At 62.9% G+C, this 14,387-nt stretch carries 12 protein-coding genes; 6 read left to right on the top strand and 6 right to left on the bottom strand.

Going from position 1 to position 14,387, the window contains the following annotated elements; translation table 11 throughout:
- Positions 1-77: 77 nt before the first annotated feature.
- Complete coding sequence (locus VG320_RS00810) at positions 78-344, top strand: hypothetical protein (RefSeq protein ID WP_327198287.1); 267 nt, start codon at positions 78-80, stop codon at positions 342-344.
- 82 nt (positions 345-426) lie between these two features.
- On the opposite strand, the gene VG320_RS00805 is transcribed toward VG320_RS00810, so the two are convergent.
- From VG320_RS00805 to VG320_RS00795, 3 genes are all read right to left on the bottom strand, one after another.
- Positions 427-633 (bottom strand): hypothetical protein, encoded by a 207-nt coding sequence (locus VG320_RS00805; RefSeq protein ID WP_327198286.1) that lies wholly within the window; start codon positions 631-633, stop codon positions 427-429.
- A gap of 78 nt (positions 634-711) precedes the next feature.
- Positions 712-1,212, bottom strand: coding sequence for a response regulator (locus tag VG320_RS00800; RefSeq protein ID WP_327198285.1), 501 nt, complete (start codon positions 1,210-1,212; stop codon positions 712-714).
- A gap of 69 nt (positions 1,213-1,281) precedes the next feature.
- Positions 1,282-1,557, bottom strand: coding sequence for a DUF2795 domain-containing protein (locus VG320_RS00795; RefSeq protein WP_327198284.1), 276 nt, complete (start codon positions 1,555-1,557; stop codon positions 1,282-1,284).
- Between the two features lie 330 nt (positions 1,558-1,887).
- On the opposite strand from VG320_RS00795, the gene VG320_RS00790 reads away from it, so the two are divergent.
- Together VG320_RS00790 and cqsA are read left to right on the top strand one after the other, a co-directional pair.
- Positions 1,888-3,111 (top strand): GGDEF domain-containing protein, encoded by a 1,224-nt coding sequence (locus tag VG320_RS00790; protein ID WP_327198283.1) that lies wholly within the window; start codon positions 1,888-1,890, stop codon positions 3,109-3,111.
- An 893-nt stretch (positions 3,112-4,004) separates the two neighbouring features.
- Positions 4,005-5,303, top strand: a complete 1,299-nt coding sequence (cqsA, locus tag VG320_RS00785) for an alpha-hydroxyketone-type quorum-sensing autoinducer synthase (protein ID WP_327198282.1) — start codon at positions 4,005-4,007, stop codon at positions 5,301-5,303.
- A gap of 78 nt (positions 5,304-5,381) precedes the next feature.
- Here the strand turns inward: cqsA and VG320_RS00780 are convergent, their stop codons facing one another.
- The 3 genes from VG320_RS00780 to VG320_RS00770 form a co-directional block, all read right to left on the bottom strand.
- Positions 5,382-6,419 (bottom strand): response regulator, encoded by a 1,038-nt coding sequence (locus VG320_RS00780; protein ID WP_327198281.1) that lies wholly within the window; start codon positions 6,417-6,419, stop codon positions 5,382-5,384.
- Positions 6,416-7,525 (bottom strand): HAMP domain-containing sensor histidine kinase, encoded by a 1,110-nt coding sequence (locus VG320_RS00775; protein WP_327198280.1) that lies wholly within the window; start codon positions 7,523-7,525, stop codon positions 6,416-6,418. The genes VG320_RS00780 and VG320_RS00775 overlap by 4 nt, the downstream gene beginning before the upstream one ends.
- Before the next feature lie 630 nt (positions 7,526-8,155).
- Positions 8,156-9,823, bottom strand: a complete 1,668-nt coding sequence (locus VG320_RS00770) for a benzoate-CoA ligase family protein (protein ID WP_327198302.1) — start codon at positions 9,821-9,823, stop codon at positions 8,156-8,158.
- A gap of 223 nt (positions 9,824-10,046) precedes the next feature.
- Here VG320_RS00770 and VG320_RS00765 point away from each other — a divergent pair, with 223 nt between their 5' ends.
- From VG320_RS00765 to boxB, 3 genes are all read left to right on the top strand, one after another.
- Positions 10,047-11,021 carry a helix-turn-helix transcriptional regulator gene (locus VG320_RS00765; RefSeq protein ID WP_327198279.1) on the top strand — a complete coding sequence of 325 codons (975 nt, stop codon included), beginning with the start codon at positions 10,047-10,049 and terminating at the stop codon, positions 11,019-11,021.
- A gap of 157 nt (positions 11,022-11,178) precedes the next feature.
- Positions 11,179-12,909, top strand: a complete 1,731-nt coding sequence (gene boxC, locus VG320_RS00760) for a 2,3-epoxybenzoyl-CoA dihydrolase (protein WP_327198278.1) — start codon at positions 11,179-11,181, stop codon at positions 12,907-12,909.
- Between the two features lie 26 nt (positions 12,910-12,935).
- Complete coding sequence (gene boxB / locus VG320_RS00755; protein WP_327198277.1) at positions 12,936-14,375, top strand: benzoyl-CoA 2,3-epoxidase subunit BoxB; 1,440 nt, start codon at positions 12,936-12,938, stop codon at positions 14,373-14,375.
- Positions 14,376-14,387: the final 12 nt, after the last annotated feature.

Genomic DNA, 14,387 nt, shown 5'->3' with positions numbered 1-14,387 from the left:
CGGGAAGGGAAGCGAAAACGCGAGATGCGGGCATCGGGCTTGCGCCGCCTGTTCCTATAACAGTACGGAGGTTCGCCATGAAAGATCAGCGCAAGTCGGCGCCCGCCCAGCCGGAGCGCACGGAGCACGAAGACGACGCTCCGGTCAAACATCCGCGCCACGAAGGCGGCGAGCCGGTAGCGACGAAACACCCGCACGAGCCGCGCTCGGTCGGCAAGCAAGGGCATGAAGACCTCGAGCGCGGTCTGGAGGATACCGACCGCTGGGGCGGCGACGCGTACCAGGAACGCACGCAAAACGATGCCCAGGTGAACCAGAACACGCGTGAAAAGCGTCAGCGTTAAAGGTTCAACGCTTTGATCACAAGGCGCGCGGCACGCGGACTATCTATCCACGCGCCGCGCATGATCTCCATCCATAGTCCGATCAGCCTGTTTTTCCTCCGCCATCGATGCCCGCGCCGCGGCGCCAGACTTCCTTGCCGCGCTCGGATAGTTCGCCGCAACTGTGCGTGCGGTCGGGCTCGGTTCCGTGTACCGCCATCTCGCCGCCCGGCGACTCCTGGGCGCGCTGCTTTTCGTGCTTGCGTTGCGCAACGCGATCGTCCTGCGAGCGTCCTGCGTAGTCGTTCATGCTAGTTCTCCCGGATCGACAGGATCCCGTTGCTATATGCGCATCGCGCATACCTTGCGCGTGAATTCCGCAGCCCAATCAGGGCGCGGCAATGCGATGAAGCATGTCGAGCAGTTGCGAAACGGCAAACGGCTTGCGCAAAAAGCCGACCACATCCGCGTCCGGCGGCGGCGTGACCAAGGCCGATACGAGCACGAGCGGCACGTCGGCCAGCACGCTATTGGCGCGCATTTCGCGCATCAGGGAAAGGCCGTCCATATGCGGCATCATGCAGTCGGAGATCACGACATCGGGCGGCTCGGCCAGTGCGCTCTTGAGCGCATCGAGGCCATCCCCGGCCGTTCTGACCCGATAACCCTCCTGTCCGACCAGTTCTCTCAGGGCATTCAATGTATTGATGTCGTCGTCGACGAGTAAAACGGTAGCCATACGTCGTTTACCTGGGCGGCGCGCGCCCGTGTCCTTCCCGGAGTTTTGACTTTTTTCGCGACGGCGGCTGGCGCCGGCCGGGTCAGGCTTTTGCCTGGCGATGGGGGCGGTGCGCGCAATTTCTGTTCCCATGGCTTTTATCGGATTCATGGCGATCCTCCCTTGGCGCACGCATGAGCGCTTTTCGGCACGCCCGAGTGTGCGCATTGATGAACGCCTTCAGCCCGGCACTTCGCGGCGCGGCAGGGCGCGCGCGTCGAGCGCGGCGACAATCGAGGCCGACACTTCGGGAAAACTGCCGAACGCTTCGTCGGGCAGGCGGCGCAGCGCTTCGAGCACCTCGGGGTCCGCGTGTTCCTGCGTGGCCGCGTCGATCAGCGTGCCGGGGTGCGCGGGATAAGACACGTCGTTGACGGCGCGCTGAACCCGGTCGACCAGCGCCTCGCGTGGATTGCCGGGCGAGGCCGGCGTCGAAGAAACCGGAGTGGTGGGCATGAGCGTCTCCTGCAGGTAATGGCGAGTAAGCCAATTGAATACAGCAGATGCTGTGCCCGTGAAGCGCCGATTATGGTTTTTGCATCGTGGGTCCTGCATGAACGCTAATCAATTTGATGCGCATGCAATCAAATTGCTCCGGAAAATTCCAATCGGAACTATTTACCCGTTAAATCGAGGCAAACGATTTGGCGCTATTGAAAAGCATAAATTCATATGCCGACGCGATTTCTTTAAAGTTTCTGTCCTAAACTGTTGCGGGCCCCTTTTTATTGGCCCGTGGCGCGCGATTCCAGGCGCCGCCCCCAGACCTTGCGTCGTGCGCCGCTCATGCTAGATCCGGTCAATATCCTCCTCGTCACGGTGCTTTCGAGCATCATGAGTCTTGCCATTCTCGGTTCGCTGCGGCCCGCGCGCATTCCCGGCGTGAGCCGCTGGATCGGCGCATACGTGCTGGCGAGCGTGGCGCTCGTGCTCACGGGCATGCAGCGCATGGGGATGCCGCTGCTCACGATCCTCGCGTCGAATACCCTGCTGGCCGTCGCGGTGACGCGCGTGCTGGAGGGCTGCCGCGAATTCTTCGGTTTGCGTGCCCGCGCGCCGCTCGCGCGCATCGGCTGCGGCGTGGTCGCGATCGGCATGGTCTGGTGGTACTGGGTGGAGCCGAGCCTGGCCGCGCGCATTGCGCTGGTTTCGGCATTTCATGCCGCGATTTACGCGGTGATCGGCTGGATGGCGATGCGCCACCGCCCGCCTGGGCGTCCGGTCTACAGCTATCGTTTCGTGACGGTTTCCGCGTGGGTGGGCGCTTTCGCGCATGCCTTGCGCGGCCTGACTTACGGCACGGGCATGGTCGAGCAGAGCACGCTGCTAGTCGCCACGCCGCTCAATGTCGTCTGGCTCGCGCTGGGGATTCTGGTGCTGCCCTCGCTGTCCATCGGCATGGTGCTGCTTGCGCACGACCGTATGGCGGAGCGGCTGGAGCGACTCGCCAACCGCGACGAACTCACGGGCGCACTGACGCGCCGCGCCTTCGTTGCGCATGCGGGCGCGATGATCGAAGCCGCGCGCACGCAAGGTATGCAGGTCGTGCTCGCGATTGTCGATATCGATCACTTCAAGTCCATCAACGACCACTTCGGCCATGCCGCGGGCGATCGCGCGCTGGCGCACTTTGGCCGCGTGGTGGCGACGGGCGTGCGCGAGAGCGATCTGTTCGGCCGCCTGGGCGGCGAGGAGTTCGCACTGCTGTTCCCGGCGATCACACGCGAAGACGCCGTGATGCGACTGGATGCGCTGCGCGTGGCCGCGCTCGCGGTGCGGCGCGGCGGCGACACGCCGTTGCAGGTGCAGGCGCAATCGCCGGCTAACCCTGCAGCGCACTCGGCGCAGACGCCGGGGCTGACCCATTCTGGGCTGACCTTCAGCGCGGGCGTGGACGTCCTGCAATCCGGCGATACCTTGGCCAGCCTGATGGCGCGCGCGGACGCGGCGCTCTATGAAGCGAAAACACGCGGACGCGATCGGGTGGTGACGGCGCAGCCAGCGCCCTGATTGACTGCGCGAAAGTAAAACATCCAAAGCCGGTGTCATAAAGAATTCAAAGAGAAACCGGCAAGCTTTCCGGCGGATGATGAGTCCGCCGGATTCATTCTGGCTTCAGGTCACCCGGCTGACAGCAATGCGCAATGGTTAAAAAAACCTGGCGCTAGACCGTCTGGTTTTCCGCATCTTATGCGCTACGACAGCGCGCAATCGTTTCGCTATGCGTAATAGATCTCGTTGCAGATGAAATCTGCCACGTCGCTGTTTTTAAACGATAATTATCAAAAGGTGTGAGCGAGCTTTTACGCAACATTCACTCCAGCCGGCCGCGCAGCCCCCATGCTCGCGCTGTCGCGGCAAGCACCGGATCCTTCGGGCAGGCGTCTCAATCTTGGTACCCAGTGGCGATCACGCGAAGCGGGAGTCGTGCGGATGTCGAGGCGCTCGCTCATCGCGTCGAGCGAATCGCTTCACTTCGCTTCGCTTGCAAAAACCGCTGCCTCTTGCGCGAACGCCCGACGCATCGACGAAACAAGGCGCACCACGGCCCCCTGATGCGGCCCGTGGCGCCAGCCGGTCCCGCGCGCTGTAGCGCGCCGCGCACGCTCTCGTGCGCCCTTGCATGCGCGCGCAACGCCGATGCATCCGGGCGCGGGCGTAGCCGCTGGCGCAGCCCGCGCGGGCCCCGCTCTCATGCGTGCGCTTCCCACAATTTGCGCGCCTTGCGCGCATTCATCGGTCTTCGATTTTTCCGTATTCAAGCGTCCATGCACGGTGTGTCCGCGCGAGCTTCGTTCGCGCGCGTCACGCCGGCGTGGGCCTATTACCGGCCAGCCATCCCAACGGTCTTCTGACGGGAAGTCGCCTGCGGGGAGGCGGCCATTAACCACAAGGAGCCTGAGATGCAAGTAACCAATAACAATTGGCGGGATGCGCACAACAACGACGCCGCGCTGCCGGCTTTCCTCGCTGCGCGCGTGGACCGCTACTACGGGGAACGTGTGCAGCAAAGCTGGGGGGGCGGCCACATCATGCGCGGCCGCGTTCCCGATGCGAATGCGCTGCATTTGTCGAGCAACGACTATCTGTCGATTGCGCGTCACCCTGAGATTCTCGACGCGATGTGCTCGACGATCCGTGCGGATGGCAACGGATTGCTGATGTCGGGCGTCTTCCTGCACGGCGACGATTGTCCGCAATTGCAGCTTGAAGACCGTTTCGCCCGCTATATGGGCGCTGAAGCGAGCGTGTTGTGCCAGTCGGGCTTCGCGGCCAACACCGGCCTGATCCAGTCGATTGCCAATGCGCAGACGCCGGTGTACGTCGACATGATGGCGCACATGTCGCTCTGGGAAGGGATTCGTAGCGCGGGCGCGAAGGCAATCAGTTTCTTCCACAACGATGTCGATCATCTCGAGCAGCGCATCCAGCGCTATGGACCCGGCATCGTGATCGTCGATTCGGTGTACAGCACGAATGGCAGCGTGTGTCCGCTGCAAGCGTTTGCCCAGGTTTGCGCGGAGTATGACTGCGTGTTCGTGGTCGACGAATCGCATTCGCTCGGCACGCATGGGCCGCATGGCGCCGGACTCGTCGCGCAGCTCGGGCTGGGCGATCGCGTGCACTTCCGCACGGCGAGTCTCGCCAAGGCGTTTGCCGGGCGCGCGGGCATTGTCACGTGTTCGAAGCGCTTTCAGGAATACTTCAAGTGCGAGGCGTTGCCGGCCATCTTCAGTTCCACCTTGCTGCCGCATGAAACGGCGGGGCTGGCGGCCACGCTCGCTGTGATCGAGCGCGACGACTGGCGCCGCACGCGAGTGGCGGCGAACGCGCGCTATCTGCGTTCGCGGCTCGCAGCGCTTGGCTACAACCTCAATGGCAGCGAAACGCAGATCATCGCGCTCGAAGCCGGGCCGGAGCCGCAGACCATCATCCTGCGCGACGCCCTGGAGGCGCGCGGCATTTTTGGTTCGGTGTTCTGCGCGCCGGCCACGGCGCACAACCGCTCGCTTGTGCGGCTTTCGATCAATGCTGCGCTGGCAGAGTCGGAGCTTGAGCGTCTTGTGGATGCGTGCGAAGCGATTCGCGACGAAGTGCAGATGTGGAACTGGCCGTCTACGCGCCGCCTTGTCGAGCGCGGCGCAGGCCGTGCGCGCGTGCGTCAGGCGCCGGTGCTCGCGGATCTGCCGGTGGCGGCTTGAGTTGACGGGAAGCGACGCTGATGACGCGAGCTTTCTATTGAGGCTTGCCTGAAGCTGGCGCAGGCGGTGTGGGAATATTCAGTGTGAATCCCACACCGTCTGGATTTCACGATCGACCTGCTGCAGGTAGGTGTCGTAAGGCAGCACATTGTCGAGCGCGAATCCCGCCGGTTTCTTCACGATCGCGTAGGTATAACGGCGGTCGCTTTCGAAAACCGACGCCTCATGCATGTACGGCTGCCATTCCGCGCACTGCGCGGGATAGTAGCCTTCGGTGCGCCAGAAGTAGGGCACCGCGCGATGGCTGTCGAGTTCGTCGAGAAACGCCGCCGGGGCGCCCTGTTCGACGGCGATTTCACGCACGCCGCGCAGCGATTCGTCGGTGTGCAGGATCAGCAGGTATGAGCAGCCTTGGGCATCGAACATCAACAGGCCGTGCGGTTGATACGAGAGATAGTGTTCGACGATGCCGAGCGATTCGAATATGCCCTGCACATGCCTGGCGAGACCACAATCCTTGAGGAATGCATATTCGGAGACCGCGAGCGCATCGAGCACCGCGCTGCAGGTCTTGTCGAAGAATGCCGCCTGCATGTCTCGAATCGTTTGATTCAGGGTTTCCACTGCGTCAATTTCATGCTTGCGGATGAAGCGGTCGATCACGCCTTCGTTAAAGCTCTTCACGGCGACATGTTCGTCCGCCTTGCCGGTCAGCACGATTTTCTTGATCGCCGGATTGGCCAGGCGCCGGCAGAATTCGATGCCGTTGAGTTCCGGCATGTCGTAATCGACCACCACGACCGAAACCGACTCGAATCGCGTTGACCGATGCACGAGCGAGCGAATCGCATCCACGCGCATGGCGATCACCTGATGCGCATCGTTTTCCTCGGTGCGGTCCAGATAGGGGCTGAAGATGGGCGAGGCGGGCTGGTCCAGTGCCGCGCGACCGTTCAGAAAGCGCAGCGCCTCCGTGGGCGAACTGAAGAGCCGGAATGCCAGTTCCGGATCGAGTTGCAGGCTCAGGTTCGACAGAAAGGCCGCGCTGTCATCGACGAACGCGGCGGTGGTCGGCCAGGAGAGGGGCTGAATGGCTTTCAGAGTGTCTTTCGTCATGGCGCTGGGAATGTCAAAACGAACTCGGTGTACTTGCCTTTCACCGAAGAGCAGGCGATGGCTCCCCCCATCGCTTGCATGACATCGCGGCAAAATGCCAGCCCGATTCCTGCTCCGAGCGCCACGTCATCGGTGGTGGTGGAAGAAGTATAAAAGCGGGTAAAGATATGCGGCAAGACCTCTGATGAAATACCGGCGCCCGTATCGCTGAAAATCAGATGATTAACGCGATTGGCGCTTTCGAGCCGGATCGCAATATGAGCCCCTGCGATACTCCCCATATGCCGGAATGCATTTTTCATCAGATTGAATAACACGTGAACCGTGAGCATTTCCGAACCCATAAATTCGAAATCCGGCCGCAGATTGCAGTGCACGCGCGCGCGATCGCCCTCGCGGAACGGATAGCGCGCCAATGCCGTTTCGACACAATGCGCAATCGAACACGTCGTTGCATTTTGCATGCTGCCACCGGTGAAGCGAGCGGTCGCAAGCAGCATGTCGATAATGGCATTGGAATGGAGTGCCTCCTGCTCAATGCGGCTTACTACGCCCTGCATCGAATAAAGATGCGCGGCGCGTATTTTCGGTACGGGAAGGCGGCTGCGTTGTGCCAGCGCATAGGTATCGAGCAGGGCGGGCAAGTAACGCATCAGGCCGGCCGCACCCACGCGAATCGCCACGAGCGGCGTGCGCAATTCGTGTGCGACGCTGCCCGCGGTGGCCAGCATGGCGCGCTCCTGTTCGATCTGGATGCGGTCGGAATCGTAGTTCGCGACGGCGCCAATCGCCACCGCGAACGAGAAGATCGCCAGATGCGTAAGGTAGTTCGCATTGAGCACGATCGGATCGGTCGTGAGTACATAGGCAAGCAGCGCAAGACCAATGCCGACGAGAAACTGCAGCACGAGCATGAGCCAGTCGAGCAGCAGCACCATCACGAAGGCCGCGATCAGGGCGCTCTCTACCCACACATCGTTGCCGTTATTCTTGAGCAGCATGAAGGTGAAGAAGAACGGCAGCGCGTAGAGCGTGGCGAGGTACCAGTACCACGGCAGCAGCTTTTTGGCTGAGGCGGGCCAGCGCTCGAAAGCGAGAATCGGCACGAACAGCGCAGCGCCGACCAGGCGCAGCCACAGGTTCTCATAGGGCTGCGGAAAGAGGTCTTTCCAGACGAAGTAGTACAGCGGAAAGCCGATGCTCGCGACCACCGCAAGCGGGCGCATGCGCCGCTTGATATAGAGCAGATTGCGTAGTGCCGGCGCGAATGCGCGCGCCACGCGCGGTTTGAGCGATGCGCAACCGCGCCGCGCGCGCGATGTGAATCTCGATACGTTCATCAGGGTGGAATCGCTCATGTTTCGATGCCGGAATTCGATGCCGCGTGCATCACAGCCTGGTCCGCAGTCCGACCCGTTCACAGGTTGGCGATCATGCGTCCACGCTGTGGCCAGGCGGTAACCGCCCACGTTCTGTGCTTGCGTGAGGGTTGCGTGCGGCCGGGTGGTCTCCCGTGGTGGACTCGCTGGCGCGCCGCATGCGCCGCTGCCGCGCCTGGCGCGGCCAGTTGCAGACAATACATCATTGTGACGCGTGGATGTGGCATCGCCAGGGCGGCGATGTCACATTTCGGCATGTCGCGCGCAAGAATGCGCAGTGAGCGATGCGGTCTGCATCTGTGGCCACATCGCGGATCGCTTTCAATCCTCTGGGGAAAGAGGAGGGACGCGGCAGATTCAGCCGGTTGCGCTGTCCTGCGCGCGGAATTGTTCGCGCAGACGGAAGCGTTGGATCTTCCCGGTGGCGGTTTTGGGCAGATCGTCCACGAACATAATGTCGCGCGGATACTTATGCGGCGCGAGGCGCGTTTTCACGAACGCCTTGAGACCCAGCGCAAGTTCGGCGAGTTCGGCGTGCGCCGTGGGTGGCACACGCGCTTCGGCTTTCAGCACCACGAAGGCGCAGGTCTTGACCAGCCCATCCTGCTCGACGCCGATCACGGCCGCTTCCAGCACGGCCTCGTGCTGCACCAGCGCCATCTCCACTTCGATCGGCGACACATACTGGCCGCTCACCTTGAGCATGTCGTCGCTGCGGCCCGCGTAGACGTAGCAGCCGCCCGGCAGACGCCGGTACTTGTCGCCGCTCTTGACCCATTCGCCGATAAAGGTCGCGCGCGACTTTTCGCGATTGCTCCAGTACATCACGGCGGCGCTCGGGCCGCGAATATACAGGTCGCCAATTTCGCCATCGGGCACGAGGCGGCCGGTTTCGTCGCGCAGTTCGATCTCGTAGCCGGGCACGGGGCGGCCGGTGGTGCCGTACTCGACTTCGCCGGGACGGTTGGAGAGAAAGATATGCAGCATTTCCGTCGAGCCGATGCCGTCCAGGATGTCGCTGCCGAAATGATGGCTGAACCGCTCGCCGATCTCGCGCGGTAGCGCCTCGCCCGCCGAGACGCACAGGCGCAGCGCGACGTCGGCGCGCGCGGGCAAGGACGGCGAGGCCATCATGCTCGCGTAGAGCGTGGGCACGCCGTAGAACAGGGTCGGGCGATGGCGCACGAGGCGCGCGAACACGGCGTCGGCGGTGGGGCGTTCGGCCATCAGGATCGTGGTCGCGCCCACCGAAAGCGGGAACGTCAGGCCATTGCCGAGTCCGTAGGCGAAGAACAGCTTGGCGGCGGAGAACACGATGTCGCTTTCGCGAATGCCGAGTATCGGTTTCGCATAGGTCTCGACGGTCCAGTACAGATTCGCATGCGTATGCACCGTGCCTTTGGGCTTGCCCGTCGAACCGGATGAATAGAGCCAGAAGGCGATGTCGTCGCTGCCGGTTGACGCGGCGCGTTCGGCGGCAGGCGCATTATCGATCAGGTCGTGCAGGACGTGATGCTCGCGCGCGATGGGCGGCCCGTCCTCGAGCGGCTGGGAAATCACGAAGCGGCACGCGAAGCGACAAGCGCCGTGTTCAGCCTGCCTTTCTGTCTGGTCGAGCGCGGCGCACACGACGCCCTGCAAGGCACCCGACGCAATCACGAGGCGCGCGCGGCTGTGGCTGAGCATATACACATAGTCGGCGGCGCCCAGCAGCGTGTTGACGATCACGGGCACCACGCCTGCGTGCAGCGCGCCGAGAAAGGCCACGGGCAACTCGACCGTATCTAGCATCACGAGCAGGATGCGTTCTTCGGGCCGCACGCCGAGCGCGCGCAACGCGGCGGAAAAGCGCCGCGCGCGTATTTCCAGCTCGCCATACGAGAGCGTGTCGCGATCGTCGACATAGGCGGGCCAGGCGCTGCGGCCCGCGTTGAGCTTGAACAGATGCGCCGCGAAATTGAACTGAGCGGGCGGTGGCAGGGCGGGCGTGTGTTCGAGCGCCGCAAGCGTCGGCGCTGTCTGGATATCCACGTTGCTTGTCTCCGTCGTTTTCTTCGAGTCGCGCTACGGTACAGGGGGATTCGAATTGATACGGATTGCCAGGTAAATGCTCGTTTGCCCGAACGCGATGCGTGACGCATCTTCAAAGAGGTTTGTCGCCAGGACGACTTTTAGCGGAAAATCAGGGGCAAGCAAAGTGCGTGTCAAGCACTATAGTACATAAAACCGGGTTGAGAGGCCTCTGAAGATGAAGCAGACGTATATCGCCGATGCGCCGGCGAACGACGTGACGGACAACGCGCAGGCCCGCGAGGGGGCCGACGCGACCAGCGGCGCGCGCAGCGAGCGCGATCCTTTCCTGACGGCAATGGGCGAGCGCGTGCGTATGCTGCGCGCGCGCCGCGGCATGACGCGCAAGGCGCTGGCGGCGGAAACCGGCCTGTCCGAGCGGCATCTCGCCAATCTGGAGTCGGGCGTGGGCAACGCCTCGGTGCTGGTGCTGCGGCAGATCGCGGCCACGCTGAACTGCGCGCTGGCCGAGGTGATTGGCGACGTCACGACTTCGTCGGCGGAATGGCTGCTGATCCGCGAATTGCTTCAGGGCCGCGACCCGGACGCGCTGCAGCGCGCGCGCATGGCGCTGGCGGATATGTTCGAGCAGACGCCCGCCGACGCGCATCGCAACGAGCGCATTGCACTGATTGGCCTGCGCGGCGCGGGCAAGTCGACGCTCGGGCGCATGCTGGCCCAGGAACTGAAGGTGCCGTTCGTCGAGTTGACCCGCGTGATCGAGCAACTGGCGGGCTGCCCGCCTTCGGAGATCCATTCGCTTTACGGCGCGAGCGCCTACCGGCGTTACGAGCAGCGCGCGCTGGAGGCCGTGATCGCGGAGCATCCGCGCGCCGTGATCGCCTCGCCGGGCGGCCTCGTCGCGGAGCCTGGGACGTTCAACGCCTTGCTCGCGCATTGCTTCACGGTCTGGCTCCAGGCCGCGCCCGAGGACCATATGCGCCGGGTAATCGCGCAAGGCGATCTGCGCCCGATGTCCGGCAACAGCGAAGCGATGGACGATCTCAAGCGCATCCTCGCAGGGCGTAGCGAGCTTTATGCGCGCGCCGATATGCGCTTCGATACCAGCGAAAAGACCCTGGCCGATGCGTATCTGCAATTGCGCGACCGGCTGGCGGCGCGTCTGGGCGCGGAGCCTGTGCGGCCGGATTGAGCACGGCAGGGGCAGGAGGGGCCTGCATTTCATTTCATTGTCTAGGTTTCGCATCGCTTGATATGCACTAAAGTGCTTTACATGGGTCGGATGCTGCACTATCGTTCAAAGCAACGAGAGGCACATTCCCGCGATGTTCCCGATACCGGAGACGCCCATGGCCGCCGCAGACGCTGCTACTGCCCCGCCTTCCGCTTGTCAGTCCGACTCGCTTCAGGATACGGCCCGCTCCCAGCGGGTCGATTACCGCACCGATCCCTCGCAATATCGACACTGGACGCTGAGCGTCGATGGTGTGGTCGCCACGCTCGGGCTGAATATCGCGGAAGACGGTGGCATACGCGAGGGCTATAAACTCAAGCTCAATTCCTATGATCTGGGCGTCGATATCGAGCTTTACGACGCGCTGCAGCGCATTCGCTTCGAGTATCCAGCAGTGCGTAGCGTGGTCGTTACGAGCCTCAAGGAACGCGTGTTCTGCTCGGGCGCCAACATCTTCATGCTGGGGTTGTCTTCGCATGCCTGGAAGGTCAACTTCTGCAAGTTCACCAACGAAACGCGCAATGGCATCGAGGATTCATCGCGCCATTCGGGCCTGAAATTTGTCGCGGCCGTCAACGGCGCGTGCGCGGGCGGCGGCTATGAACTCGCGCTCGCGTGTGACGAAATCCTGCTGGTGGACGACCGCTCTTCGACGGTCGCCTTGCCGGAAGTGCCGCTGCTCGGCGTGTTGCCCGGCACCGGCGGCCTCACGCGTCTTACCGACAAGCGCCACGTGCGCCATGACCGTGCCGATATCTTTTGCACCGTGGCCGAAGGCATACGCGGCGAACGCGCGAAGGCGTGGCGGCTGGTGGACGACGTAGTCAAGCCCAATCGCTTCGCTGAGACCGTGCAGGCGCGCGCGCTGGCGCTGGCGGCGCAGAGCGACCGTCCCGCGGGTGTGGCGGGCATCGCGCTCACGCGCATCGAGCGAGTCGAGCACGACCACGGCTTGAGCTACGCATGTGTGGACGTGACGATCGATCGCGCGAAACGCACCGCCACGTTCACGGTCAAAGCGCCGGATCTGGCCGCATCGACACGGATCGACAACATCGATGCGATGGTTGCGGCTGGGGCCATGTGGTGGCCGCTGCGCATGGCGCGAGAGCTCGACGATGCGATTCTTTCGATGCGCACCAACGAGCTGGAAATTGGCACCTGGATCCTCAAGACCGTTGGCGACGCGCGCGCGGTGCTGGCGGCCGATGCGGCCTTGCTGGCGCATCGCGATCACTGGTTCGTGCGCGAGACCATCGGCATGCTGCGGCGCACGTTGGCGCGCATCGACGTGTCGTCGCGCTCGCTGTTTGCGCTGATCGAACCAGGTTCCTGCTTCGCCGGAACGCTGGCTGAACTGGCGTTCGCCGCCGATCGAAGCTATATGGCCGCGCTGCCGTCAAACGAAGACGAAGAGCCCGTTATTACGCTATCCGAAGCAAATTTCACGCTCTATCCGATGGTGACGCAGCAGTCGCGTCTCGCGCGCCGTTTTTATGATGAAGCCGCGCCGCTGGACGCCGCTCGCGCACAGATCGGCCGTGCGGTGAAGCCTCTTGAAGCTGAAGCGCTCGGACTCGTGACTGCCGCGCCCGACGACATCGACTGGGCCGACGAAATCCGCATTGCGCTGGAAGAGCGCGCCGCGATGTCGCCTGACGCGCTCACGGGCCTGGAAGCGAATCTGCGCTTTAACGGCCCGGAGACGATGGAGACGCGCATTTTCGGGCGACTCTCCGCATGGCAGAACTGGATCTTCAATCGCCCCAACGCCGTGGGCGAAAAAGGCGCGCTCAAGGTCTACGGTAAGGGCAGCAAGGCGCAATTCGACCCCGCCCGCGTCTGACTTCGCCATCACCGCCAGGAACCGACATGTCCACGCTAAATGCCTCGATCAATTACAGCGACAAGATTCCGAACAATGTGAACCTCGCCGAGGATCGCACTTTGCAGCGCGCGCTCGAACAATGGCAACCCAATTTTCTTTCGTGGTGGGGCGACATGGGACCGGAAGGCTCGAACGGTTTCGATGTCTATCTGCGCACGGCGGTAAGCGTGGATGCGGGCGGCTGGGCGCATTTCGATCACGTCAAGATGCCGGACTATCGCTGGGGCATTTTCCTTGCGCCTGGAGACGCGGATCGCAAGATCCACTTTGGCGCGCACAAGGGCGAAGCCGCGTGGCAGGACGTGCCCGGCGAGCACCGCGCGAATCTGCGCCGTATCATCGTTACCCAGGGCGACACCGAACCCGCATCGGTCGAGCAGCAACGGCATCTGGGACTGACCGCGCCGTCCCTGTACGACTTGCGCAATCTCTTTCAGGTCAATGTGGAGGAGGGGCGGCATCTATGGGCGATGGTCTATCTGCTGCATCGCCATTTTGGCCGCGATGGTCGTGAGGAAGCCGAAGCATTGCTGGAGCGCAGATCAGGTGACGACGACAATCCGCGTATCCTGGGGGCGTTCAACGAAAAGACGCCCGATTGGCTGGCGTTCTTCATGTTCACCTATTTCACGGATCGTGACGGCAAATTCCAGTTATCGGCGTTGGCGGAATCGGGCTTCGATCCACTTGCGCGCACCACGAAGTTCATGCTGACTGAAGAAGCCCACCATATGTTCGTGGGTGAATCGGGCGTCTCGCGCGTGGTGCAGCGCACGGCGCAAGTGATGAACGAACTGGACACGAACGATGCGAAGCGCCTGCGCGAGGCCGGTGTAATCGACCTCGAAACGATCCAGCGCTACCTGAATTTCCACTATTCGGTGACGATCGATCTGTTTGGCGCCGATCATTCGTCGAATGCGGCCACGTTCTATAGCGCGGGCCTCAAAGGCCGTTATGAGGAAACGAAGCGCGACGACGATCATCAGCTCGAAGGCCAGACCTATCGCCTGCTCGACGTGCAGGACGGTCGGCTGGTCGAGCGCGACGTGCCGATGCTCAATGCCATGAACGAGGTGCTGCGCGACGATTACATCAAGGATTCAGTGGCGGGCGTGAACCGCTGGAACAAGGTGCTGGAGAAGGCCGGGATCGATTTCCGCCTGAGCGTGCCGCACAAGGCATTCAACCGCCGCATTGGCACCTTCGCGGGCGTGCGCGTTGCGCCGGACGGCCGCGTGATCGACGAAGCACAATGGGCCGCACACGAGGCAAACTGGCTGCCGGGCGCCGCAGATCGCGCTTACGTGGCTTCGCTGATGGGCCGCGTGGCGGAGCCGGGCAAGTTCGCCAACTGGATCGCGCCGCCCGCGATGGGCATCAATCGCCAGCCCGTCGATTTCGACTACGTGCGTTTCGATTGAGGCGTGCGCGGC

It is taken from the genome of Paraburkholderia sp. (genome assembly GCF_035948235.1).
Taxonomy (GTDB): Bacteria; Pseudomonadota; Gammaproteobacteria; order Burkholderiales; family Burkholderiaceae; genus Paraburkholderia.
This window is presented reverse-complemented; position numbering and strand designations above follow the sequence as displayed.